General features: G+C 56.6%; 23 protein-coding genes and 3 pseudogenes. 23 read left to right on the top strand and 3 right to left on the bottom strand.

What is annotated here, in order from left to right; translation table 11 throughout:
- Positions 1 to 12: 12 nt before the first annotated feature.
- From RSAL33209_RS19175 to RSAL33209_RS05640, 3 genes are read left to right on the top strand one after another with little or no spacing between them, the layout of a single operon-like run.
- Entirely contained in the window at positions 13 to 396 is a 384-nt protein-coding gene (locus RSAL33209_RS19175) for an SDR family NAD(P)-dependent oxidoreductase (RefSeq protein WP_080503770.1), read from the top strand.
- Entirely contained in the window at positions 380 to 763 is a 384-nt protein-coding gene (locus RSAL33209_RS19180) for an SDR family oxidoreductase (protein WP_080503771.1), read from the top strand. Before RSAL33209_RS19175 ends, RSAL33209_RS19180 begins: the two co-directional genes overlap by 17 nt.
- Complete coding sequence (locus RSAL33209_RS05640) at positions 760 to 1758, top strand: DMT family transporter (protein ID WP_041684514.1); 999 nt, start codon at positions 760 to 762, stop codon at positions 1756 to 1758. The genes RSAL33209_RS19180 and RSAL33209_RS05640 overlap by 4 nt, the downstream gene beginning before the upstream one ends.
- Here the strand turns inward: RSAL33209_RS05640 and RSAL33209_RS05645 are convergent.
- Positions 1703 to 2689, bottom strand: coding sequence for a LysR family transcriptional regulator (locus RSAL33209_RS05645; RefSeq protein ID WP_012244720.1), 987 nt, complete (start codon positions 2687 to 2689; stop codon positions 1703 to 1705). The genes RSAL33209_RS05640 and RSAL33209_RS05645 overlap by 56 nt on opposite strands.
- An 85-nt stretch (positions 2690 to 2774) precedes the next feature.
- Here RSAL33209_RS05645 and tdh point away from each other — a divergent pair, with 85 nt between their 5' ends.
- From tdh to menC, 18 genes and pseudogenes are all read left to right on the top strand, one after another.
- Positions 2775 to 3821, top strand: a complete 1047-nt coding sequence (gene tdh / locus RSAL33209_RS05650; protein WP_041685263.1) for an L-threonine 3-dehydrogenase — start codon at positions 2775 to 2777, stop codon at positions 3819 to 3821.
- A gap of 63 nt (positions 3822 to 3884) precedes the next feature.
- The gene (locus RSAL33209_RS05655) at positions 3885 to 5135 is read left to right on the top strand and encodes a glycine C-acetyltransferase (protein WP_012244722.1); all 1251 of its coding nucleotides are present in this window, start codon (positions 3885 to 3887) and stop codon (positions 5133 to 5135) included.
- A 92-nt stretch (positions 5136 to 5227) separates the two neighbouring features.
- The gene (locus tag RSAL33209_RS16055; protein ID WP_012244723.1) at positions 5228 to 5800 is read left to right on the top strand and encodes a M20/M25/M40 family metallo-hydrolase; all 573 of its coding nucleotides are present in this window, start codon (positions 5228 to 5230) and stop codon (positions 5798 to 5800) included.
- A 55-nt stretch (positions 5801 to 5855) separates the two neighbouring features.
- Positions 5856 to 6389, top strand: coding sequence for a M20/M25/M40 family metallo-hydrolase (locus RSAL33209_RS16060; protein WP_233494311.1), 534 nt, complete (start codon positions 5856 to 5858; stop codon positions 6387 to 6389).
- 19 nt (positions 6390 to 6408) lie between these two features.
- A complete protein-coding gene (locus RSAL33209_RS16065; protein WP_012244725.1) occupies positions 6409 to 6681 on the top strand; it encodes a hypothetical protein in 273 nt (90 codons plus the stop codon).
- Between the two features lie 59 nt (positions 6682 to 6740).
- A complete protein-coding gene (locus RSAL33209_RS05665; RefSeq protein ID WP_012244726.1) occupies positions 6741 to 8057 on the top strand; it encodes a PucR family transcriptional regulator in 1317 nt (438 codons plus the stop codon).
- A gap of 130 nt (positions 8058 to 8187) precedes the next feature.
- Positions 8188 to 9501 (top strand): ABC transporter substrate-binding protein, encoded by a 1314-nt coding sequence (locus tag RSAL33209_RS05670; protein WP_158539295.1) that lies wholly within the window; start codon positions 8188 to 8190, stop codon positions 9499 to 9501.
- Positions 9494 to 9772: a hypothetical protein gene (locus tag RSAL33209_RS16070; protein ID WP_049758848.1), complete on the top strand. Its 279-nt coding sequence runs from the start codon at positions 9494 to 9496 to the stop codon at positions 9770 to 9772. The genes RSAL33209_RS05670 and RSAL33209_RS16070 overlap by 8 nt, the downstream gene beginning before the upstream one ends.
- Positions 9773 to 9785: 13 nt before the next feature.
- Positions 9786 to 10376: an ABC transporter permease gene (locus tag RSAL33209_RS18055; RefSeq protein WP_012244728.1), complete on the top strand. Its 591-nt coding sequence runs from the start codon at positions 9786 to 9788 to the stop codon at positions 10374 to 10376.
- Between the two features lie 9 nt (positions 10377 to 10385).
- Positions 10386 to 10784 carry an ABC transporter permease gene (locus RSAL33209_RS18060; protein ID WP_012244729.1) on the top strand — a complete coding sequence of 133 codons (399 nt, stop codon included), beginning with the start codon at positions 10386 to 10388 and terminating at the stop codon, positions 10782 to 10784.
- Positions 10784 to 11890, top strand: coding sequence for an ABC transporter permease (locus RSAL33209_RS18065; RefSeq protein WP_012244730.1), 1107 nt, complete (start codon positions 10784 to 10786; stop codon positions 11888 to 11890). Before RSAL33209_RS18060 ends, RSAL33209_RS18065 begins: the two co-directional genes overlap by 1 nt.
- Positions 11891 to 11906: 16 nt before the next feature.
- Positions 11907 to 12605, top strand: a complete 699-nt coding sequence (locus RSAL33209_RS18070; RefSeq protein WP_267895942.1) for an ATP-binding cassette domain-containing protein — start codon at positions 11907 to 11909, stop codon at positions 12603 to 12605.
- Positions 12602 to 13456 (top strand): annotated as a pseudogene (locus RSAL33209_RS18605) (ABC transporter ATP-binding protein). Before RSAL33209_RS18070 ends, RSAL33209_RS18605 begins: the two are co-directional and overlap by 4 nt.
- A 204-nt stretch (positions 13457 to 13660) precedes the next feature.
- Positions 13661 to 16759: a serine hydrolase gene (locus RSAL33209_RS05690; protein WP_012244734.1), complete on the top strand. Its 3099-nt coding sequence runs from the start codon at positions 13661 to 13663 to the stop codon at positions 16757 to 16759.
- Between the two features lie 43 nt (positions 16760 to 16802).
- Positions 16803 to 17952 (top strand): annotated as a pseudogene (locus tag RSAL33209_RS17475) (M20 family metallopeptidase).
- Positions 17949 to 18272 (top strand): hypothetical protein, encoded by a 324-nt coding sequence (locus RSAL33209_RS18610; protein ID WP_012244737.1) that lies wholly within the window; start codon positions 17949 to 17951, stop codon positions 18270 to 18272. The pseudogene RSAL33209_RS17475 and the gene RSAL33209_RS18610 overlap by 4 nt, the downstream one beginning before the upstream one ends.
- Positions 18203 to 18730 (top strand): hypothetical protein, encoded by a 528-nt coding sequence (locus RSAL33209_RS05700; RefSeq protein ID WP_049758849.1) that lies wholly within the window; start codon positions 18203 to 18205, stop codon positions 18728 to 18730. The genes RSAL33209_RS18610 and RSAL33209_RS05700 overlap by 70 nt, the downstream gene beginning before the upstream one ends.
- Positions 18731 to 18786: 56 nt before the next feature.
- The gene (menC, locus tag RSAL33209_RS05705; RefSeq protein WP_244862353.1) at positions 18787 to 19911 is read left to right on the top strand and encodes an o-succinylbenzoate synthase; all 1125 of its coding nucleotides are present in this window, start codon (positions 18787 to 18789) and stop codon (positions 19909 to 19911) included.
- A 45-nt stretch (positions 19912 to 19956) separates the two neighbouring features.
- Here the strand turns inward: menC and RSAL33209_RS05710 are convergent, their stop codons facing one another.
- Both RSAL33209_RS05710 and hutH read right to left on the bottom strand, forming a co-directional pair.
- Positions 19957 to 20571 (bottom strand): LysE family translocator, encoded by a 615-nt coding sequence (locus RSAL33209_RS05710; protein ID WP_012244740.1) that lies wholly within the window; start codon positions 20569 to 20571, stop codon positions 19957 to 19959.
- Between the two features lie 65 nt (positions 20572 to 20636).
- Entirely contained in the window at positions 20637 to 22199 is a 1563-nt protein-coding gene (gene hutH / locus RSAL33209_RS05715) for a histidine ammonia-lyase (protein WP_233494284.1), read from the bottom strand.
- 121 nt (positions 22200 to 22320) lie between these two features.
- On the opposite strand from hutH, the pseudogene RSAL33209_RS19985 reads away from it, so the two are divergent.
- Positions 22321 to 22743: pseudogene (locus RSAL33209_RS19985) on the top strand (IclR family transcriptional regulator); the annotation flags it as partial.
- A gap of 264 nt (positions 22744 to 23007) precedes the next feature.
- Positions 23008 to 24741: a urocanate hydratase gene (gene hutU, locus RSAL33209_RS05720; protein ID WP_169305789.1), complete on the top strand. Its 1734-nt coding sequence runs from the start codon at positions 23008 to 23010 to the stop codon at positions 24739 to 24741.
- Positions 24742 to 24743 lie beyond the last annotated feature (2 nt).

The following is a 24743-nucleotide window of genomic DNA, read 5'->3' on the forward strand; positions in this document are numbered from 1 at the left end:
GGCTGATTAGGACTGCCCGTTGTGCAGAGGTTGGCCGAGCACGGTGCAACTGTGGTGGCCACCGACATTTCCGCTGAAGGCATCGCACGAGCGCAAGAAATTACGGCTGCATTCCAGCCTGGATTGGTGCACTGGCAGTTGTTGGATGTTACGGATGAAGCCGCTGTTCAGCAGGTTTTCGCCTGGTCTGCCGCCGAGCTTGGCCCGTGCAGTATTTTGGTCAACAACGCGATCAAGCCATGCGCTATCCCGCACAGTTTTATCGATACTGAGCTGACGCAATGGCGCAGCGACTACGCCATCATTGTGGAGGGCGCCGTCAGTTGTAGCCGGGCCGCTTTGCAGCAGATGCTGCTAGCCGGGCGAGGCAGCATCGTTAATATTTTCTTCGGTTAACGCTGCGGGGTTTTATGGTCATCCGCCCTACAGCGCGGCCAAAGCAGCGCTGCTCTCGCTGACGCGCAGTATTGCGGTGCAATATGCGCCGAAGGGCATTCGCTGCAATGCGATTGTGCCGGGAACCATTAAAACGCCGGCCTGGGCCGAGCAAGTTGCGGTCAACCCGGAAACGTTTGAGATTCTGCGGCAGTGGTACCCCTCCGGGGACGTTGCAGAACCAGAAGATATCGCTGATATTGTGCTGTTTTTAGCCTCTGCACAAGGCAAGGCCATGAACGGTGCGTCATTAGTGGCCGACAGCTGGCTCACGGCAGGAAATCTGGCGATGTCCCGGTTTGTCGAAGGAGTTTTGGGCGAAGCATGAGTCAACATCCGGCAATTGACCAGGTGCAGCGGCCCGGTTTGCGGCGAGGACTGGTGCTAGCCCTGTGTGGTGGGCTGGCATTGTTACTGGCCGCAACATGGATTCTTTCTGGCGCTTTAGTTGAACACAATGATGCTCAGACGGTTGCTGCTGGCCGCTCGTTGTTTAGCTGCATTGGCTTGTTGTTGATTGCTTTGCGCAGCAGAGGGTCACTCAAACGATCTGTGTATTTGATTGTTAACCGACCAATCCCGCTCTTGATATCGGGTCTTCTGGGTGTTGCCATCTATGCTTTGTTCTCGGTTTTTGCCATCTCCATCGTAGGCACCTCGGTGACCAATCTGGTGATTGCGATGGCGCCCGGATTATCAATGGTGTTCGGGGTACTTTTCTTCAAACAACGCACCAGCTGGTTGGCGGTAATGGCCGTGGTCTTGGCGGTTGCCGGCGCAGCGGTTTACGTTCTGGGCTCTTTCCAGGACTCCAGTGCAGACGGCGCGATGCGAATCGCGGGAGTAGTTGCCGCGGTCATTGCGGTGTGTTCGATTGCCCTCTACGGCCAGCACTATGCGCGGATATCGCGGGGACACAACCCCAGTGATCTTCTTTTAAGAATTTTCCTTTTTGGCACGGTGCTGCTGTTTTGCGTTATGGCCGCGAGCGGAACTTTGGCGGGATTCTTCCGCATTGCCCCGCTTGATTGGTTATGGTTCCTGATTTTGGGCGTGGTGGTTTACGTCCCGGTGTATGTGATCCAGCATCGGCTGATTCACGAAAAGGGCGTAGTATTCACCGCAACTGTTTCGCTTGCCGTGCCGTTCCTCGTGCGAGCTGCCGAAATTATCTGGTTTGGCCGATCCTGGCCAAACCTTGCTGAGACCATCGGATTGCTGGTCTGCGTTGCTGGGATCGCCGTTGTCGTGCGCAATGGAACCGCAACTAAAACTGCCGTTGAGACACCGGGGGAGCTGAGCGAAAAGCCAGCTCGGTCTTAGCGTCAACCAACTCGGTAACCACTTCTTGCAAGGTTTCCGCGACAATCCGGACGGATTTTCTGGCCAGGTTTTCTGGTCGGCTGAGCAAATCGATTTTCCGTCGAGTTCGAATTCCTTCGAGCGGCTTCAGCGTGACCCCCGCGGGCAGCGCAGCAGTAGCCAAGTAGCGCGGCAGTAAGCCCAAGACCCCACCTGCTACCACGACGCTGGCGACGGTGCTGTAGTCGTTGACCCGGTGCACCACCCGAGGCTGTTCGCTGGTCAGCACCGAAATCGCGTTCAGCACATCGGCGGGGGAGTAACCGGGTCTAGAGGTTGCCCAGCGCTCACCAACAACGTCCTGCGGTCGTAACGAAGGTCGGGAGGCAAAAGGATGACCCGGCGGCAGCACGACGTCGAAAGGCTCTTCGGCCAGGGTAGTTGCGGTGATACCGGGTGACTGCCATTCGCCGCTATGTGACATTCGGTGCGCCAGCACCAGGTCGTAACGTCCAGCCAACGCGGGAAAGTCCTGCTCGGCGACGTCTTCGTCGGCCACAATGACTTCCGGGCCGCCACGCGCGGCAATCCGGGCGATGAGTTGACCAAAGAGCGTTTGCCCAGCGCTGTGGAAGGCACAAATTCGTACCGTACCCGTTGGCTCCTCAAGATGCTCACCGATAGCGGCTTCGGCTTGAGCCATGGCCTGCACGACTTTGCCACCGGCCTCAGCGAGCACTCGTCCGGCATGAGTAAGCACCAAGATGCGACCTTCTTTGCGCGTCAGTGGCACCGTAACTGAACGTTGGAGCTGGGCGAGTTGCTGAGAGACTGCGGACGGCGTCACAAACAATGTTTCGGCCACGGCGGTGACGCTGCCTAGTTCGCCAAGCTCGCGCAGCAGCTGTAGCTGATGTATTTCCATGTAGTAAATGCTAAAGGGAACTTTCATGTATTCGAGATTGTGCTAACGCGATGTTCGTCATCTAATGGAGCTGACAGCAATCAGCGCATCAGCAGCGAAGGTCAAAGACATCATGAAAGCACTGTTCAAACCTGGTCCGCAGGCAGGTTTCGAACTCGTTGACCGGCCAGAACCACAAGCTGGCGAGTTTGACGTCAAAATCAAGGTCATGACCGCGGGTATTTGCGGTACAGACCTGCACATCCAGGCATGGGATGCTTGGGCTGCCTCGACGATCAACGCGCCGTTGGTGCCCGGGCATGAATTCTACGGCGAGGTCGTAGAGGTCGGCTCGGAAGTCAAGGACGTCAAGGTTGGCGATCGCGTTTCTGGGGAGGGTCACATTGTCTGTGGCACCTGCCGTAATTGCCGCGCTGGCCGGCGACAAATGTGTATTCGGACCCAAAGCGTTGGCGTGCAGCGTGATGGTGCATTCGCGGAATATGTGGTTATTCCAGAGACGAACGTCTGGGTGCACCACGACGAATCAATGACGCCCGAACTTGGCGCGGTCTTCGATCCTTTTGGCAACGCGACGCATACCGCATTGGCGTTCCCGGTACTAGGCGAAGACGTCTTGATCACGGGGGCTGGCCCGATTGGCTTGATGGCAATCACCGTCGCCCGGCACGCTGGCGCACGCAAGATTGCGATCACTGACATTTCGCAGCCCCGGTTGGAGCTGGCCCGCAAACTTGGCGTGGATTTAGCCGTTGATGTTTCCAAGATGCGAGTCAAAGATGCTCAAGCCGAGCTGGGTATGCGTGAAGGGTTCGACGTCGGACTAGAGATGTCTGGTCACCCTACTGCTTTGCCGGAAATGATCCAGAACATGAATCATGGCGGTCGGATTGCGATGCTGGGCTTACCTGCGGCTTCAATCGATATTGACTGGGCTAAGGTCGTGACCCATATGCTCACGCTTAAGGGCATCTATGGGCGAGAAATGTATGAAAGCTGGTACGCCATGAGCGCTATGTTGAGCTCAAATCCTGTTCTTCGCGCCGGAATTTCCTCGATCATCACGGATGTATTGCCCGCGACTGAGTGGGAGACTGGATTTGCCGCGGCGAAGTCCGGCGTTGGCGGCAAAGTTGTTCTTGACTGGACAGTTTTCTAAAACCGTAACGGCTTCGATAGCCACTCCGCTTGTCATCTGATCACCAGCGTCTGAAGGAACATTATGTATTCAAGTATCAAAGACCAGCTCGGCACGGAGCTCGCTGAGATCCGGGATGCCGGATTGTTCAAAACCGAACGCAAGATTGCCTCTGCGCAAAGCTCGCACATCGAAGCCGGACCGCTTGATGGCAGCGTTCAAGCTGGCACGGTAAAAAAGGTACTCAACTTCTGTGCGAACAACTATCTTGGTCTGGCGGATAATCCAGCGTTGATCGCAGCGGCTAAAGATGCGCTGGATAATCGTGGATTCGGTATGGCGAGCGTTCGATTCATCTGCGGCACACAGGATGTGCATTTGGAGCTGGAACAAAAGCTTTCCGCCTTCCTCGGCACCGAAGACACGATCTTATTCTCCTCCTGCTTTGATGCCAATGGCGGTGTCTTTGAATCCTTGTTCGGTCCCGAAGACGCGATCATCTCGGACGCCCTCAACCACGCTTCGATTATTGACGGCATCAGATTGTCTAAGGCCGCTCGCTACCGCTATGCGAACCAGAATATGGCGGACTTGGAAGCTAAGCTCATCGAGGCTTCGCAGCAAAAGAACGCAGATGGCGCCATCATCGGCGCACGCCGCAAGATCATCGTGACCGATGGTGTGTTCTCGATGGACGGATATTTGGCCCCGCTTGAGGCGATTTGCGATCTGGCCGATAAATACGACGCCTTAGTGATGGTGGACGATTCGCACGCCGTTGGCTTTATGGGCGGCACTGGTGCCGGAACCGCTGAACATTCCGGAGTCTCGGATCGAGTCGATATTTACACCGGAACGTTCGGTAAAGCTCTGGGCGGCGCATCCGGCGGCTACGTGGCAGCCCGTTCGGAAATCGTTGCTATGTTGCGCCAAAAGGCGCGGCCTTACTTGTTCTCCAACTCCTTGGCTCCGGCTATTGTCGCGGCTACGCTCAAAGCCCTTGAGCTGGTGCAAAACAGTGGCGAATTGCGCGAAAAGCTCTTTGCCAACGCTGCTTTGTTCCGGCGCAGAATGACCGAAGAAGGCTTTGAGCTACTAGACGGCGAACATGCCATTATTCCGGTAATGTTTGGCGATGCTGCGTTGGCTGATCAAGTTGCTGATTCGATGTTGACGCACGGTGTTTACGTCACAGCGTTCAGCTTTCCAGTAGTGCCACGTGGCGCGGCAAGGATCCGGGTGCAGCTTTCAGCTTCGCATTCTGCTGAAGATGTTGAAGCCTGTGTGCAGGCCTTCGTTGCAAGCCGTGCGGCGGTTGGCTCCAGCTTAGGCTGATAGCATTCCGGCCGAGCGCTTATTGCGTTCAAAGCGCGATCCCTAAGCCGGGGTTCTGCGTACCGGGATATTGACCTCAGGAAGGCCCGTCCTTGCCGAAACTGCTGATTTCCGTACCGCGCGCCGCAGGCTCAGTTGAATCGCTGCTGAGTGAGCTCAAAGTGCTTGTGCATGCTGAGTCGCCAAGTAGGGACCGGATCCTATTGGAACGTTGCGCGGGTTTGATCTCTGCGATCGCAGAACTACACCTGGGCGTCTCGGCACAAATTGAGATTGAGCATGGTGTGCCTCGGCTACATTTTGATTTTGGTGCGCACCCCGAAGGTCGAAATGTTTTGCTACTGTGCCATTACGACACAGTGTGGACAGAAGGCGCTTGGTGCGGCGAGATGTTCGTGCGCGAGTTAGATACGATTCGGGGTCCGGGCGTCTTCGACATGAAGTCGGGATTGCTGCAAGGTTTGCGAGCCTTACGATTACTCCGTGAAGCGGGAGCTTCGCTGGAGGGCGTGCAGCTGTTGATCACCGGAGACGGCGAGGCTGGCTCGGATACCTCTCGTGGTGCTATTGAGAAGCTAGCCAAAATGGCAGAGGCGGTGCTGGTTTTAGAACCTTCGGCCGACGGCGGCACGCTCAAAACGGCCAGAAAAGGCGTTTCGACCTAATCTCCTTGAGATCGAAGGCGTTGCCTCGCATTCTGGCCTTGAGCCACACAAAGGCATTAACGCCACGGTGGAGGCTGCGCACCAGGTGCTGGCCATTACCCAGCTGGCCGACGCCTCGTTGGAAACTTCTGTGGCACCAACCGCCTTGCACTCGGGCACGACGTCGAACACCATTCCGGCTCGGGCAGAATTACAGATCGATGTGCGTGCCTGGACGGTTACCGAGCTAAACCGAGTTGATGCGCAGCTGCGGGCCTTGCTGCCGACATTACCTGGCAGCGTGCTCCGGTTGGAAGGTGGGATTAACCGGCCACCACTGAGCGCAGAAGCATCTGCGAGCCTATATTCGCTGAGCACTGAAGTGGCTTCCGAGCTAGGCATCAAACCGCCCGGATCGGCTGCGGTTGGCGGAACCTCAGACGGAAATTTCACCGCAGGACTAGGCATTCCCACTTTAGAGGGGCTGGGCTCGGTAGGCGGTGGTGCGCATTCTGCCGATGAGCACGTGCTCATTCCCTCGATTGCGGAAAGAACGGCGTTACTTGCCGGATTAGTACAGCGGATCTTAGAAGGTCATTTGACGCGCTGAGCCAGGTAGCATCGGCTAGATGAGTAGAGCAGCAGAACGAGGCATCGCCATTGCTGAGTTGAAACAGCGATTGGGCTCGATTCTTATCGACTTCGATCTGGAACTTCCGGCCGAACCGGGCTTAGTAAGCAGTGTGTACCTAGTCGCTGACGAAACTGAACCTGCCCAAGGCTCAATGGTTCTTGCCAACACGATTACCTCGACTGAGCTGGCAGATTTGCTTGCGCAATGCCTAGAAGCTAAGGCTGCGTTGCTGTTGTTGCCGGCAGGCCTGTCCTCGCTGAACCTCTGATAGATCTGACCCGATCCTCGCAACTGGCCCTGGCAAATTTAACCCGAGAAGCGTCGTGGTTGCAAGTAGCGGCCATTGTGCAATCAATGATCGACGGCGTGATTCAAGTACCGAATGCGCCGTTGGTGCCGGATGCGCATGCTGACCTCTTTGACCTGGCCAATTCGCTGGCCAGAATTCTCGGCGGGCCGGTCACGATTGAAAACATGGCCTCAAGAATCTTAGCTTTTTCCGCGGATCAAGCTGACGCAGATGAAGCACGGAAACACTCAGTCTTGGGGCACCAAGTGCCGGACCGCTACGCTTCGATGCTGGAAGAACGCGGGGACTTTAAGCGCCTGTATGCTTCGGAGACGCCATACTTCATGCCATCCATGGGCGAGTCAATCAGGCCATGTGTCGGGTTACGGATCAAAGCGGGGAACGAGCTGCTGGGCTCAATCTGGGTGGTGGTGGATGCACCGTTGGATCCACATCGAGCCAATGCTTTGGTGGAAGGCGCCGATATGGTTGCGCTGAGTATGCTGCGTACTCGAACCGCTAACGATGCTGCACAACGGCTCCGACTCGGCTTGCTGATGATGCTTTTGGAAGGCGGTGCAGCCGCCGAAGAAGCAGCCGCCAGAATCGGATTCGCTGGCGAAGCTGCGGCTGTGCTAGCCCTGGGCCAGGCGAAACCGGCGGCAGATGAAGCAGAACTTGACCGGATTGCCAGTGCCCTGATTTTGCACTTGCATGCCGCGCATCCCTTGTCGATCGTTGGTGTGGTGGGCCGCACGGTCTATGGAGTTCTGCCGGCTAACGGGAGCGCTGCGCCCGGTGAGATCGAAACCACCATGCGGACGCTTGCCCGGGACTTTCTGGCGCGCCTAGGCAGGATTGAGCCGGTATTTGTTGGCTTGGGCCGATCTCAGCTCCAAGCTGGGCTACTCAACGTTTCTAGAGCTGAAGCAGATGCTGCGCTACGCGTGCTCAGACAACGTGACTGGCCCGATGCCGGTTCAATGACTGGCTTGTCGGAGCGAATTGTCAGCTCACCGCAAGTGCAGATCGAATCGTTGATGATTCGGTTGAGCGATCAATTGGCGGTTGGTCGTGAGCCTTTGGCCGGGCCCTTGGCCACGATTGTGGCCAAGGATGAGCAGCACCAGAGCGAATATTTACTCACTTTGGCCGCCTGGCTTGATGCTTTTGGCGATATTGCGCTCGCAGCAAAGGCATGTCATATTCATCAAAACACCTTGCGCTACCGATTGGTCAAGCTGTCAGAGCTGGCCGGTATAGATCTAGCTGATCCGCAGCAGCGGTTTGAACTCATGATGCAGATTCGACTTTTCCGGCTGACCAGTTCCGCCCGAACCGCGGAGGCTTTATAGAATTCTACAAAATTGAGGCAATTCTTCATATTTTTCCCTGATGCTTTATGGCTGGTGCCGAGGCAAGATTTCTTCAAGGCTCAACCTCGCTGAGGTCAAGGTCGCTCGCCTGGGGATCTTTGGAGGAAACATGAAGAAGCAGATAACCGTAGTTTGTGCACTGATAGCCACATCAGCTTTGGCCATGACTGCGTGTTCAAGCAGTAGCAACTCTGGCGATAGCAATGCAGAGTTAGCCAAAGATGGCAGCTACAGTATGGCTTTGAGTAGCGATCCCGGCACGCTGAGTCCTTTGATGACGGCGTCGAGCACCGCTCGATCAGTGATCAACTACCTCTACGACCGAATGGTTTTTATCGATCCTAGTTCGGGTGAGGTGAAACCGTGGTTGGCTGAGTCCTGGACCGAATCACCTAGCCAAGTGAGCTACAAGCTCAAGACGGGCATCACCTGTTCTGACGGCAGTGCCTTGACGCCGCAAACCGTGGCCGACAACTTTAACTTCGTCGCTGACAAAGCGAATAAATCTCCGTTGCGCGGTGCGTTTGTGCCCGGAGATCTGGTTGCCACTGCCGATGGCAGCACTGTGTTGTTGAAGATGTCTAAGCCTTCGCCATTTTTGCTCGCCAATACCGCAGCCCTAAACATCGTCTGCCAAAGCGGCATCAAGAATCCAGATTCATTAGCTACCGCCTCGGTGGGAACCGGCCTATTCAAGCTCAATCAGGCGGTACCGAATGATCACTATTCGCTTGATAGGCGGGACGGCTACAGCTGGGGACCGGATAACCAAACCACCTCGGACACTCTTGGCGTGCCAAAGACCGTGAACTTCAAGATCGTCTCGAATTCCAGCACCGCGGCAAATCTGGTGCTCTCTGGCGAACTAAACGCAGCAAACGTCACTGGCGCTGACGAGGATCGATTGGGTTCGTTGCAGTCGATCAGCACCAACCGTCCGGTGGGCGAAATGTTTTTCAATCAAGCCGAAGGTAAGCCGACGGCTGACGCTGCTGTTCGGGAAGCGCTGACCAGCTCGATTGACCTCAACAGTCTGGCCAAGATCATCACGGCGGAGAAGGGCGGCATCAGCAAGCAGCTCTCCGGTATTGCTCCGTTGGGCTGTCAGATGGAGACCACTTCTGCGCTGCCGAGCTTCGATGCGGACGGCGCGGCCAAAAAGCTCACTGCGGCCGGATGGGCCCTAGGCAGCGATGGGAAACTTACAAAGAACGGTCAGCCGCTTACCCTGAATTTCATTTACGAAAACAGCCAAGATACCTCGAACGCTGCAGCCGAGTACGCACAGCAGCAATGGGCCAAAGTTGGTGTGACTGTCACCCTGAAAGGCGGTGATGAGAACTTCATGGTTGACCAATTGCTCAGCGGAAAAAAACGCTGGCTGGGACATCTCCTGGGAGACCATCAACGTCAGTGTGCCTAGCACTATCGTGCCGCTGATTTCTGGTGCAGCTCCGCCAGAAGGAACCAATTTCGGCGTCATCAAGAATGCCGATTATGAGGCGGAGGTAGCTAAGGCTGCCGGTCTGGTTGGCACAGAAGCTTGCGCGGTTTGGGGCGATGGCGAGAAAGCTCTGTTCAGCAAAGCCGACGTCGTACCTTTTGCCTCCGCGCCGAGTAATACCTACCTCAACAAGGTCAAACCGCTCTTCGGTACGGTAAGCTTGGGCCCTGCCGTCCGGCTGCAGAAGTAGGCTGACGCACGCTATGGCCGTCAATACGCTCTCGCCAGAAGCACAGCAAAGCGCCTGGTTTGCGCCGGGAAGCTGGTCACGGTTTGCCGCCCGGCGAACCGGACGGTTTCTGATCGCAATTGTCATTCTGGTCACGGTGGCATTTCTGATGCTGCATCTGATTCCCGGTGATCCAGCGCGGCAATCCTTAGGACCTACGGCTAGCCAAGAGCAAGTTGCTGATCGCCAGCATGAACTGGGCTTGGACCAGCCGCTCATTGTGCAGTACTTCAGCTTTTGGCAGGGTCTGCTTACTGGCAATCCGGGGCATTCAATTAGTTTGCGAATTCCGGTTTCCGAAGTAATCGCCAGTAGATTCCCCGCCACCGCGGAGCTTGCCTTATTCACTTTGATTGTGGTGCTAGTTGTTGCGATTCCGTTGGGACTGCTTGCCGCGGCCCTGACCAGGGGCGGCCGGCGTCGCGGATTGGAACTTGGCTTCACCTCGGTAAGCGGCTTAGTTTCGGTCATTCCAGAGTTTTTGATTGGCGTCGGGCTGGTGTATTTGTTTTCGGTCAATGTGCAATGGCTGCCGGTAGCTGGCCGGGCCGGACCCAGTAGCTAAATTCTGCCGGTGGCGGCACTGTCGATCGGCTCCATTGCTGCGTTATCTCGGATAATTCGCTCCGAAGCGATCGAGGTGCTCGGCTCGGAATACCTGCGTACTGCACGCAGCAAAAGGATGTCTCAGCTGAGGCTGCATTTACGCCATGCACTGCCGAATCTGATGACGTCGACGCTGACAATTGCCGGACTTTTCCTGGGCTCTTTGATCGCTGGCACGGTGCTAGTCGAAAGCATCTTTGCTTGGCCTGGCTTGGGTATGACGATTGTGCAGTCGATCAAAGAAAAAGACTTCCCGCTGGCTCAAACACTGGTGGTGGTTTACGGCGGTATTGTGCTGCTGATCAATCTTGCCGTGGACATTTTGCTGGCCATTCTTGATTCGCGCTCGACGATTAAGGATTCCTGATGAGTGCCTCAGTCTCAGAGCAACGCTGGCGCTCTGCGTTGCTCTCGCCAACCGGCGTCGTCGCCGTCCTGGGGCTTGCAGTCCTGCTCTTTTTGGTGATCTTTGGCCCGGTGATTTGGGGTGGTCAGAGTGTCACAGCAGACCCCAGCGCGCTTTCTAAAAAACCCAGCTCGCTGCACCCTTTTGGGACCGACGCTGGTGGCCGTGATGTCTTTACTCGAACCATGACCGCCACGCAGCTGAGCGTATTGATGGCGTTGATTGCGAGCGCAATGGGGGTGCTGGTCGGTACCGTCCTCGGCGTGCTGCCCAGCGTGTTGCCTAAATTTTTGGGCCGGTTCATTCTGGCCGGGATTAACTTCGCGATTGCCTTCCCGGGCTTGTTGATCACCATCGTGCTTTCGGTGATTTTCGGCCAGGGCGCGGTTGGTGCTGTGTTTGCGATTGGCCTGGCGATCGTGCCGGCGTATGCCCGTCTGACCAGCACTCTGTCTGCTTCCGTGCAAGGACGTGATTTCGTGGCAGCTGCCAAGGTTCTCGGTGTCAGCAGGTTTGGCTTGCTGACACGGCATATTGTGCCAAATATTGCCGCACCGCTGGTAGTCAATGCCTCGGTGACCGCCGGGGGCGCGCTGATTGCCTTTGCCGGGTTGTCTTATTTGGGCTTGGGCGTGCAGCAACCGGACTTCGATTGGGGACGGATGCTTAACGAAGGTCTACTGAAGATCTTCGTGAACCCGGCGACCGCGTTGGCTCCGGGCATCGCCGTGGTCTTCTCTGGCATCGTCTTTACTTTGCTAGGCGAGACCATCGCTAGAACTACCGGGGCCAATCAAGGGCTCAATTTCCGGCTGCCGCGCTGGTTAAAGGCGGCAGGCACACGCCAGCTCGCGGCTAACGAGGCAGCTGATGCCGAGAACGGGCAGATTCAGGAACCAGTTTTGCGGGTCCGCGGGCTCCGAGTGTCTGCGCCGCATAAAACTGGCTGGACTGACCCGGTGCAGCAAGTTAGTTTCGACGTCGGACGCGGCGAGATTGTCGGCATCGTGGGTGGAAAGTCGCTCAGCTGCATGGCCGTGGCTCAGTTGACCGACTACTCCGCTTAAGGTCACGGCGGAAAGCATCCGTTTTGACGGTGTGCCCATTTGGGCGGGTGAGCAGCGTGTTGGTTCTGCGCGACAGATAGCCAAGTTGCTGGGCACCAAGATGGCGATGGTCTTCCAAGATCCGATGTCCTCACTCAATCCCTCGCTGACCGTCGGCAGCCAAGTGGCTGAGCCAGGGTTTCTGCACGGTGGGCTGTCCGTCGCGGCGGCCAAACGCAATGCGGTACAGCTGTTAGCTAAAGTACAGATTTCCGAACCGGCCAGACGTGCCCGGCAGCATCCGCATGAGCTTTCCGGTGGGATGCGGCAACGAGCCATGATCGCGATGGGTCTGATGGGCACGCCGGCCTTGATCATTGCCGATGAGCCGACGACGGCGCTTGACGTGACGGTGCAGCGCGAAGTGCTCTCGTTACTTCATCAGGTTCATGAAGAATCTGGCACCGCGATCTTGATGATTTCGCGCGATATTGCGGTGATCACCGGTTTCTGCAGCCGGGTTCTCGTGATGTACCAAGCCCAGATTGTCGAAGAAATCAGCAGCGCTGAGCGAGTTGCGGGTAACGCCAAACATCCATATACCCGAGCATTACTTGCCGCAGTACCCACGATGCACACCGATCGAGATGCTCCGATGGCCAAAATTTCTGAAGGTCAAGATTTTACGACTGACCGCGCAGCTTCAGCGGTTGAGACGGATGAACACTACGTATGAACGAATTAGTTTTTGATCGGGTCAACGTACGTTTCGGTCATGGTTCGCGCGCCTTCAGCGCAGTGGAAGATTTCAGCTTGGTGGTGCCGGCAGGCAAAGTGGTGGGCTTGGTGGGGGAGTCAGGCTCTGGCAAATCAACGGTGGCTCGCGCCGCGGTGGGGCTCTGCGAACCAAGCTCAGGTTCTATCCGATGGCGATCAGATTCTGCTGATATCGAGTTGGGGAATGCGCGCGGGGCAGCGTTGCGGGCCCGTCGTCAGGTTCAGATGATTTTTTAAGATCCAGCCTCTTGTCTTGACCCAAGAATGACCGTTGGTCAGTCAATCACCGAGGCTTTGCGCGCCGTCGAACGCCGTAAAGCTAAGGCTGGCACCTCCCAGGAGGTTAGATCGTCCGCCACCCAGCGTCGCGTCCGTGTTGGTCAGCTGTTGGAATCGGTGCAGCTGCCTGGCAGCCGAGCCGATGATTTGCCCGGTGCGCTTTCTTGCGGTCAGCGGCAACGCGTGGCGCTGGCTCGGGCACTCGCGGCAGATCCGGCCTTTATTTTGGCGGATGAAATCACCTCGGCACTGGACGTCTCGGTCCAGGGTTCAGTACTTAATCTGCTGGTGGAGCTGCAAGCCGAGCAACAATTTGGTCTGCTTTTTATTAGCCACAACCTCGCGGTGGTGCGTTATCTTTGCGATGAAGTTGCCGTGATTCGTCAGGGCAAACTTGTTGAATCCGGTCTAACAGACCAGGTACTTCAATCGCCGCGCGAGGAATACACCCGGCAACTACTTGCAGCCGTACCTGGAATTGGCGAGCCGCTGTTCGCGGGCTCATCGAATGTTGAAAGGACATCACTATGACATCAGCTCACAGCACCTTCCGAGCAGAGGATCTGTCCCGGCTGGAAGTTGCCGCGAATCCGGTCATTCGACCAGATGGACTGGAGGTTGCTTATCAATTACAGCGGGCCGATGCGGAAACGGATTCAACAATTAGTGCACTCTGGCTGGTCAGCGTAGCTGCCGAAAGTTCGCCTCGTCGGCTGACCTCGGGGCCCGCAGATAGTGAACAAGCTTGGTGGGCGCTCACTCGCGTTCTTACGTGCTTCGAAGGACCAGCCGGCTCAGTTGCATCGAATTGGTGCTGCCGGTGGCGAGGCCGAACCGCTCACTGACGCGGCAGATTTTCCTTTTGGCGCGGGCCGGCCAGTGTTGAGCGCCGATGGCAAAACGATCTATTTTGCCGCACCGGTGTCAATTGACGCAGGCTATTCAGCAACTGCTCCAGTGGTCGCGAAGTCGCTGTCCTATAAGTACGACGGCGCAGGCAACTTTGGTTCGTTGCGCCAGCACATCTTCGCGTTTGATGTTGCCAGCGGAGTGGCGCGACAACTTACCGACGGCGATTGGCACGCCGGTGAGCCTGTGGTTTCTGCAGATGGTAGCAAGCTTGCTTTCACCGCGGCTCTGGGTGAGTGCGCAGACTTGGAACTTAGTAGTGAAGCTTGGTACCTGGAGCTGGCGGATCCGATGCTGAAGCTGCACAAACTCGGTCAAGCCGCTTCAGTCCATGGTTCATTGCAATGGGAGGGCGAGAGCGTGCTGGCTGTTGGCCAACAGCGCACCGAGATTGGCAATGCGAGCTTGTGGCGGCTGTCGGTGGACGGTAGCTTGGATGTTGAACTCAGTGCGGGTTTGGATCGAAACGTCATGATTGGTGGGGTTGGCTATCCCGGTGGGCGGCCGCAGCTTGGCGAGGCTGGGCGAATCTACTTTTGCGTTCGAGAAGGTGGCAATACCAACTTGCTTTGCCGCGAACTCGATGGCGGCATCAAAACGATACTTGGTGAGCCGCATCAGGTAGTTGCTGGGCTGTCTTATGCCAACGGCGTCTGTGCTGTGCTGCTGAATGATCAGCACAGTTTTGGTGATGTTGCGGTTGTCCGGGATGGCGAATTGCACAAACTGACGAAGCACACCGAGCTGAGCCTGCCTGACCGGGAGCTTATTGCGCCGCAACCGCGTCAATTCAGCATTTCAGATGGTCAAACGGTGCACGGTTGGCTTATTCGGTCAGCACAAACTGAAGGTGCTGCGCCGACGCTGCTGGATGTGCATGGTGGTCCACACAATGCCTGGACCGGGGTCGCGGATACCATGCATCCCTACCACCAGAGCCTGGCGGCCGCTGGCTGGAATATCGTGATTCTCAATCCGCGCGGTAGCGATGGCTATGGTGATGCGTTTATGCGTGCTGCCTGGGGTGAAGGTGACGCCCAAGATTTTATGCAACCGTTGGATGCCTTGATCGCGGAAGGTTTAGCCGATGAAAACCAGCTTGCGGTCACTGGATACAGTTACGGCGGCTTCGCGGTTTGCGATCTAACAAGTAGAACGGACAGGTTTTCTGCAGCGATTGCTTGCGGTTTGGTCTGCGATTTGCGGCACTTCCCAGGCGCTTCGGATCTGGGACATTTCTTAGGCTCGGTCGAATTAGCGGCTTCTGACTCTGAAGACCGTGCTGCTGAGCTCTCGCCCATCAGCCGGGTTAACAACGTCAAAACACCCACTTTGGTGCTGCATGGCGGAAGCGACCAACGTTGTCCGGTAAACCAGGCTGAACAATGGTTCGCCGAATTGCGCATCCGTGAAGTGGAAACCGCTTTGGTGCTCTACCCAGGACAGCCGCATGCTTTTCCGCTCACGGGACCGTTGAGTCACCGGGTTGACTACAGCAACCGCATTATCGATTGGTTGCAGCGACATGTGGGTGAGCCTGCCGCTGTCTACTCGAGAGTTGGTATTCCGGAGTTTGACCGGGGATATTGGCAGCACCGCCTCGATGTGATCCGGCAGAAGTACGAGGTCCCGGGTGCGGTCTTTGGCATTTTGCAACTTGCCCGAGATGCTGAACCGGAATCATCCGGCAGCGGCGTGACCTCGATCGACAGCAAGATTGAAGCGACCGCGGACACCTTGGTGCAAATCGGTTCAATTAGTAAGACCTATACCGCGACCCTAGTCATGCAGCTCGTCGAAGAGGGGCTACTGGACCTGGATGCACCGATTCGCCAAGTGCTGCCAGACTTCAAAGTTGCTGACCAACAGGCTTCGGAAACGGTGACCATGCGACACCTACTGACGCACACCAGCGGCATTGACGGCGACATATTTCAGGACACCGGACGTGGCGACGATTGCGTACAAAAGTATGTGGAATCGCTTGGCGACGCGGAACAGCTCTTCGCACCCGGCGAGACTTGGTCCTACTGCAATACCGGACTGGTTATTGCCGGTCGGGTGGTGGAGGTATTGCGCGGCAAGATCTGGAACAAAGTGCTTGAAGAACGAATTTTCGCACCACTGGGGCTTAAAGAGAGCACTACCTTGGCCGAGCAAACCGCTTTGCACCGCTACGCCGTCGGGCACATCGGGCTGGGCGCAGAGCAAAAGACCACTCCGCAGTTCGACATCATGCGTAGCGCCGGACCAGCCGGGCTAATTACCTCCTCCAGCGCTGATGTGCTTCGATATGCCCGATCGGTGATCCAAACCGATCCAGCATTGTTGCAGGCAGATTCATGGTCTGAACTGCTCCGGGCTCAGATTGATGTTTCAGCCGCTTGCCCGATTGCGGAACATTGGGCGCTTGGCTGGTGCTTGCCGGAGTGGGGCGGTCAACGTTGCCTAAATCACAACGGAGGTACCTTCGGACAAAGTAGTTTTCTGCACATTTTTCCGGATGCTGGAGCGGCATTATTTCTTTCACTCAATGGTGGCCGAGTGGCTGAAGCCTTCCAAGAGTTGTTTACCGAGGCGGCTGCGCACTTCGCGACTGCTGAGTTCCCGGAACCATTTACGCCGGATGGTCAAGGGGACAGCCTGGCGCCGGCGATTGGCTCATACGAGGCAGCTGGCAGTCGGGTCGAGATCCGCGAATCTGAACAAGGAATACGAATTTTCCAAACTGGCACCTCGGGCATGGTGACCGACGGTGAAAAGCACGAATTCGAAGTGCGCGAAGATAGCTCGGGGCATTTTGGTGCTCGAATGACGCCGAATAGTCCGTGGACCCAGTGCTACGTCGAATCAGTAGCCAGCGGACGGTTGGTCCACTTAGGTACCAGAGCCTATCCACAGCGAGATGGTGTCAGCGATGACTGAGCTTTCAGTGAGTTCCTCAGCAGCGGCAGGTGCCGCGGCCGCGATGAGTCAGCGGTTACAAGCCTGGGTGGAGGCAGAGTCGCCCAGCTCAGATCTGGTGGCATTGTCTCTGCATGCAGACTTGCTTGCTACGCAGATTGAGTCCTTATTAGGCGTGCCGGCTCGACGGATCGAAACCGCAGGATTGCAACATCTAAGTTTCGAATTTGACGCGGCCAGCCCAGCCGGTCAGCGGGTGCTGTTGTTGTGTCACTATGACACGGTGTGGCCACTGGGGTCCTGGGGCGAGCATCCTGTTGTGCTCGAGAGAAACGGTCGAGACGGGCCAATTTTGCGTGGTCCAGGAGCTTTCGATATGAAAGCTGGCACCGCGCAATGCGTTCAAGCGCTGCAGCTGCTACGCGAAAAGGGCCAGTCGATAGATGGTGCGGTTGCTGATTACCGCTGATGAAGAGCTTGGCTCAGGCAGTTCGCGGGAGCTCATCGAGTATGCCGCCGCAGAGTGCGCCGCTGTTTTGGTCTTTGAAGCATCCTCCGACGGCGGAGCGTTGAAGACCGGTCGCAAAGGTACCTCGATCTACCAACTGGTCATCGAAGGGCGTGCCGCTCATGCCGGCCTAGAGCCAGAAAAAGGAGTCAATGCCACGGTGGAAATTGCGCATCAAATTTTGGCGATTTCGGCACTGGCGGATCCGGCTTTAGGCACTACCGTCACGCCCACGCGGATGATTTCGGGAGAGACCAGTAATACTGTGCCCGCGCGGGCTGAATTGAGTATTGATGTCAGGGCACGCAGCGTGGCGGAATTGAAACGAGTTGATCGAGCAATGCGTGCGCTACAGGGCTCGTTGCCCGGCAGCCTGTTGCAACTGCACGGCGGGATCAACCGCCCACCACTTGAAGCCAAGGCGTCAGCCGCTCTTTATCAACTCAGTTGCCAGGTCGCCATCGAACTCGGCATCGCGCCGACTGGGTACGCCGAAGTAGGCGGCGCTTCAGATGGCAACTTCACGGCAGGCTTGGGCATCCCCACCTTGGACGGCCTTGGTGCGGTTGGCGGCGGCGCACACGCGCAGAATGAGCATGTAGACCTTTCGGCAATGCCGGAACGCACCGCCCTGGCGGCGGGACTGATTCAACGACTTCTCGAAGGACAGCTTCACCATTTTGACGAATCCGAGGTGCCACAGTGAGCGCAATTTTGGCCGGTTTGCAGTTCCGCGAATTACACGGTGTGGAGCAGATCAATCAGGCAAATGCGCTCTTCGATTCGATTTGGCGTACCGGACCAGACCGTCCGCACTTTGAGCCAGCTTTGCTGACGGCAATGGCGCACGCTGGTAACTACGTAGTTGGCGTCTACGAAGGTGAAGAAATGATCGCGGCCTGTGTCGGGTTTTTCGGCGCACCTGCGGGCAACGTTTTGATTCGCATATCGCTGGCGTGCGGGCCGATCACGCCGGGCGAGGCATCGGCGTCGCGCTCAAGCTGCATCAGCGGCAATGGGCTTTAGAACGTGAGCTGACCGAGATTACCTGGACCTTTGATCCTTTAGCGAGCCGAAACGCTTACTTCAATTTGGTCAAACTGGGTGCGGACGCCCAGGAATACGTGATCGATTTTTACGGCGATATGCACGACGGCGTCAACGAAGGTCAGCCAAGTGACCGCATGATTGCGCGGTGGTCGCTCTTGGCACCGTTGTCGGACCGAGCAACATCAGGGGCCGGGTACCTGCCGGTGCTAAGACTCGGCAGCGAAGGGCAGCCGCAGCACGAAAGCGCAGATTCATCGGTCCAGCGGCTGGCAATCGGCATTCCACAAGATATTGAATCTTTGCGTGGAGAGCGTCCAGAAGCCGCAAGGCTTTGGCGGCACGCGTTACGTGAGGAGATGGCTGACCGGTTGCAATCGGGATGGCGGATCGCAGGCTTTGACAAACGAGGTAGCTACCTTTTGGCGCGGGGATGAAGAGTATTTCCGGCTTAGACGACGATAGGACAATAGTGCGCATCGATTCAGTACAGATGAGATTTTTAACTCTGCCTCTGGTGGCTCCGTTTACCACCTCTTTTGGCACTCAGACTGAACGCAAAGCTTTAGTGATTTCGGTACGTGGGAAGGCTCCGGATGCCTCAGGTGCTCCCGCTCCCGTCACTGGCTGGGGCGAGTGCGTAGCGTTAGCGGATCCCTATTACTCAGCCGAGTACACGGAAGGCTGTGCAGCGATGATTAAGAATTATCTGGTGCCAGCGTTATTCGCTGCGCAGGAATCGGGTAGCCAGATCACAGCTGAAACCGTGGCTTGGCATTTGCGCCATATTGTTGGCCATCCGATCGCCAAAGCAGCAGTTGAGATGGCGGTGCTGGATGCGCAGCTCCGAGCCCAAAAGCAATCTTTAGCCAGTTATCTGGGTGTTGTGCGCGCTACCGTGCCATCGGGGGTCTCGGTAGGAATAATGGACTCGATTCCGGAGCTCTTGGCAACCGTTGCTGATTATCAGGACCAGGGTTACGTTCGAATCAAGCTGAAAATCAAACCTGGCTGGGATCTGGAACCGGTTCGGGCAGTGCGAGAGTTGATTGGCGACTCAATGGGCCTTAAGGTGGACGCGAATGCTGCTTATTCACTGCTGGACGCGCCACTGTTGCGCAGGCTAGATGAGTTTAACTTGCTATTGTTGGAACAGCCGTTGGCTGAAGATGATCTAGTCCAGCACGCTCAATTGGCAAAATCTATGAACACGCCAATCTGTTTGGACGAATCGATTGTTTCCGCAAAAAGTGCGGCCGATGCGATAAGCCTTGGCGCCGTCGATGTTATCAACGTCAAACCGGCGCGTGTCGGCGGATATTTGGAAGCTCGTAAGATTCACGATTTAGCGCAGGCACACGGCAAGGCGGTGTGGTGCGGCGGAATGCTAGAAACTGGGCTGGGGCGTGCGGCTAATGCTGCCCTAGCAGGTATGAATGGCTTCACACTGCCAGGGGATATTTCCGCTTCTAAGCGTTTTTACGCCGAAGACATCACTGAGCCTTTTGAACTCGAAGACGGCCAAATCCGCATTCAACAAGGTCCAGGAGTCGGTGTTGAACCACTTGACGCTATGCTCAAAAAATTCAGCACGGCATCGGCGGAAATCAAACGGTAAGTCTGAGATAGCTGCTGACTTCAGACAGATCTGGCCGCGTTGGGTTTAGGCTTCGGTCGCGGTGCTGATCGCAATGCCGAGGCCCAACGCGGCTAAGATTCCGCTGGTACTTCGATCAATGACCTTGGTAACTTTTGGCTGTTTGAGCCAGCTGAACATTTTTGCCGAAGCAAAAGCAATGATTGATAAATATGCCATGCCCACCGCGCAGTTAATCGCGCCCAAAAGCAGTGCGGTAGGCAATGCGGTTCCATCATGGGGCAAGAACTGCGGCACCACAGCTAGGCAGAAGAGGCCGACTTTCGGATTCAGAATTGTCGATAGCGCACCAGCAGAAAAACCTGACCACAGGCTCATTTTTCGGGCCGCAGGCAATTCTGGACTTTTCGCTGCTTTGCGCGACTTGATGAACGAAGAAACTCCCAAGTAGATCAAGTAGGCAGCGCCAAGTAATTTGACTCCTCGGTACAGCTCTGCAGATTGTTCAAGAACTGTTGCAATGCCGAATCCCGCCAGTAGCGCCCAGACCAATGTTGAGAGTGAGCAACCGGCTGCGGTAGCCAAACCAGATGCTGTACTACCCAGCGAGTAGCGCAGCACAAGGAAAGTATCTGGCCCGGGAGTAATGACTAGTAAGGTGCATAGGCCAAGGAAAGCCAAAAGTTAAGGTGAGCGTCACCCCTGATTCTAACGCGATATTTCGCGCTAAAAACAAGGGCTGGAATTTAGAGCAGTGGCTCAGCTAAAGCACTGTTTACTGCCTCGAGTAGCGAGCCGTCGTCAACGAGTTTGCGAACCGCCTCGATCTCAGGTGCCAGGTATCGATCGGTACCAGGGCCCTCCACATGTTGCCTGACCACGGCCCGCACCGCGGTAGTCGCGGCAGAACCTTTAGAGCTTGCAACTCCGCCATCGCGGAAGTCCATTGCTCGGGCAGAGGTGAGGATCTCAATTGCCAACACCCGGGTGAGTCCATCCAAAGACCTCCGCAATTTCAGGCCCGCTGCCCAACCCATTGAAACGTGATCTTCTTGCATTGCAGAGGAAGGAATCGAGTCCACGGAAGCAGGGGCAGCTAATCGCTTGAGCTCGGAAACGATGCCAGCCTGCGTGTACTGGGCAATCATGTGGCCGGAATCAACGCCGGGATCGTCGGCCAAGAAGGCGTTGAGGCCGTGGCTTCGAGCTTTGTCTAAGAATCGGTCGGTGCGGCGTTCACTCATTGAGGCAACGTCTGCGACTGCGATAGCCAAGAAGTCTAGGGCATAACCAACTGGTGCCCCATGAAAGTTTCCATTGGATTCAACCCTGCCGTCCAGGGTGACGACGGGGTTGTCCACCGCAGAGGCCAGTTCATAACCCGCTACTGATTCGACGTGGCTCAGTGTTGCCCTGGCTGCGCCATGAACTTGTGGAGCGCAACGGAGCGAATAGGCGTCCTGGACACGGGTGAAGGAGCCTTCCGCCCTCGTTTCGGCGATGAGCGCGGAGCCGGCAAGGACTCGGCGCATGTTGGCTGCTGAGATCTGCTGGCCCGGGTGCGGCCGCAGTGCGTGCAAATCTTCGGCGAAAACTGAATCGGTGCCGAGTAGTCCTTCGACGCTCATTGCTGCGGAAATATCTGCGAGCGTGAAAAGTCGGTGTAGGTCATGCGAAGCCAAGATCAGCATGCCGAGCATGCCGTCAGTGCCGTTGATAAGGGCCAGACCCTCTTTTTCCCGCAGCTCAACGGCTTGCAGTCCCGCTGCGGCAAGAGCTTCGGAGGTAGGCATCAGCACGCCAGCGTTGTCGCGGACTTCACCCTCGCCCATCAAAGCCAAAGCGCAATGTGACAGCGGCGCAAGGTCACCAGAACAGCCAAGCGAACCGTATTCGCCGACAACGGGGGTAATCCCGGCATTGAGTAAACCAATATAGGCCTGAGCCGTAGTCGGCCTGACACCGGTCCGGCCCGTGGCCAAAGTTGCGATCCGGTTGAGCATGAGGCCGCGAATGACTTCTCTGTCTACCTCAGCGCCTGAGGAGGCAGCATGCGATCGGATCAGCGAACGTTGCAGCTGGCTGCGCAGCTCGACAGGGATGTGCTTTGTAGCAAGGGCCCCAAATCCTGTCGAGACACCATAGTGTGGCTGCTCGTCATCTACCAGCGCATCGATAACGGCCCGAGACTCTGTCATAGCGGCCAAAGACTCCTGACTCAAGGTCACTGTGGCGTCGTGCCGAGACACTGCCACTACATCCTCGAGGGAGAGTGCGCCGACTCCGATTTCCGCTTCAGTCTTGATCACTTGAGTCCTCTTCGCCTTAGCTCTTGCCAATTGTTGAAATACGCGTTTCAATAAGTGAAATACATTGCGCGTCGGAATGCAAGAGCGAAGACGGCAATTAAACAGATTTTAGGAGACCAAGATGGCTGATCCATCGACTCGCACGGTTGAGCGAGCGCTGAACCTCCTGGCTGCCGTATGTGATGCCGGAAGTATGAGCTTGGCGGAGGCTGCGCGTGAGACCGGGCTTTCAGCATCTACCGCTTTGCGGCTACTGCGCACGATGGAAACCGAAGGTTTTGTTCGCAAAGACGACGACGGTTACCGGCCCGGAATGCGGATCGTCCAGCTGGGTGCGCAGGCTTTGGCTAATGAATCACTGGTCTCGCTGGCGGAAGAGTCTATGAAGCGACTGGTGGACGCGACGGGAGAGTCAGCCTATCTCAACGTGCGCTCTGATCGTGGCTCTGAAAATGGGATCTACATTGCCGTTCGGGAAGGAACGCATTCCGTCCGGCATTCAAGCTGGGTCGGACGGAGCATCCCGCTTCAGGGCACCGCCGCTGGGGCGGTACTGCGCGGTGATATTGGCCCTGTTGACTACATCGTGGTCAACGACGGCGTAGAGGTAGATATTACCGCGGTGGCCGCACCGGTGATCGTCGGCGGCAAGACCGTGGCTGCGCTGAGCGTCGTCGCACCGAGTTACCGAATTAGTTCGCAAGAAGCAGAGCGGATTGGCAAGCTCGTCGCGGCCGAAGCGCAGTCCATTTTGCATGCCGAACCCGCTCCTATTGAGAAATTTGCGTTACCCGAAATAGAGAGGCCAATGATGGCAACGTTTACCCAGCATGATCCGAGCCGAAGCATCCGAGCTGCTCGTGGCACTGAGCTCAGCGCCAAATCGTGGCAGACCGAAGCTCCGCTACGGATGTTGATGAACACCTTGGACCCCGAGGTTGCTGAACGCCCGGAAGACCTTGTGGTTTATGGTGGAACGGGACGGGCGGCGCGCAGCTGGGAAGCCTACGATGCGATCGTGCAGAGTCTTACTACGTTGGAAAAAGACGAAACGCTGCTTGTTCAATCAGGCAAACCAGTCGGCGTTTTTCGGACCAACGAATGGGCGCCGCGAGTATTGCTAGCCAATTCCAACTTGGTCGGTGACTGGGCGACTTGGCCGGAGTTCCGCAAGCTCGAGGCAGAAGGCCTCATGATGTATGGCCAAATGACTGCTGGCTCGTGGATTTACATTGGTACACAGGGTATCCTGCAGGGCACTTTCGAAACCTTTGCCGCTATTGCTAAGAAGCTGCATGCCGAAGGCCGAATCGCCACGCCAACCTTGGCCGGGACGTTGATTCTGACCGGCGGCTGCGGCGGCATGGGCGGTGCCCAACCATTGGCAGTGACCCTCAACGGCGGAGCCTGCTTGATTATCGACGTCGATGAGTCCAGAATGCGGCGTCGGTTGGGTAAGCGCTATTTGGACGATGTCGAAACCGACCTAGAGGCTGCTTTGGTAAAGGTTTTGGCTGCCAAAGCCGAAGGCCGTGCTCTTTCTATCGGCTATGTGGGTAACGCCGCAGAGGTGTTCTCCGTGCTGCTGGAGCGGCACAAAGCCGGCGAATTTCACATCGACATCGTCACCGACCAAACCAGTGCGCATGACCCGCTGAGCTACTTGCCCGAAGGTATTGCCGTTGATGAATGGCAGCGCGAAGCAGAAGGAGATGCTGAGGGCTTCACTAAGAAGGCGCAAGCCTCAATGGCGCGCCAAGTAGAAGCAATGGTTGGTTTTCAAGACGCCGGGGCAGAAGTCTTTGACTACGGAAATTCGATCCGAGATGAAGCTCGTAAGGGCGGCTATAACCGCGCATTCGATTTCCCCGGGTTTGTTCCCGCGTATATTCGTCCCTTGTTCTGCGAAGGTTTGGGGCCGTTCCGTTGGGTGGCGCTTTCCGGAGATCCGGTTGACATCGCCGTGACTGATGCCGCGTTGAAAGAGCTGTTCCCGCAAAATGAACACTTACACCGCTGGCTAGACGCGGCCGCTCAGCACGTGGAATTTGAAGGTCTGCCGGCTCGAATCTGCTGGTTGGGCTACGGCGATCGCGCCAAGGCGGGGTTGCTTTTCAACCAGTTGGTAGCGGAGGGCAAAGTGTCTGCACCGATCGTTATCGGACGGGATCACTTGGACTCCGGCTCGGTCGCCTCGCCTTATCGGGAAACCGAAGCAATGGCCGACGGTTCCGACGCAATCGCAGACTGGCCGCTGCTCAATGCGCTGCTCAATACCTCTTCGGGGGCTACCTGGGTGTCGATTCACCATGGTGGTGGCGTAGGTATTGGTCGTTCGATTCATGCGGGTCAAGTTTCGGTAGCTGACGGAAGTGAATTAGCTGCGCAGAAGCTAGAGCGTCTGCTGACTAACGATCCCGGTATGGGCGTCATCCGACACGTTGATGCAGGCTATCCTCGGGCTGATGAGGTTGCGGCAGAGCGTGGCGTGCGAATTCCGATGAACGAGGTTGCTAACGCCGCCGGTTCAGTTCAAGGCTGACG

Source organism: Renibacterium salmoninarum ATCC 33209 (assembly GCF_000018885.1).
In the GTDB taxonomy this organism is placed as follows: Bacteria; Actinomycetota; Actinomycetes; order Actinomycetales; family Micrococcaceae; genus Renibacterium; species Renibacterium salmoninarum.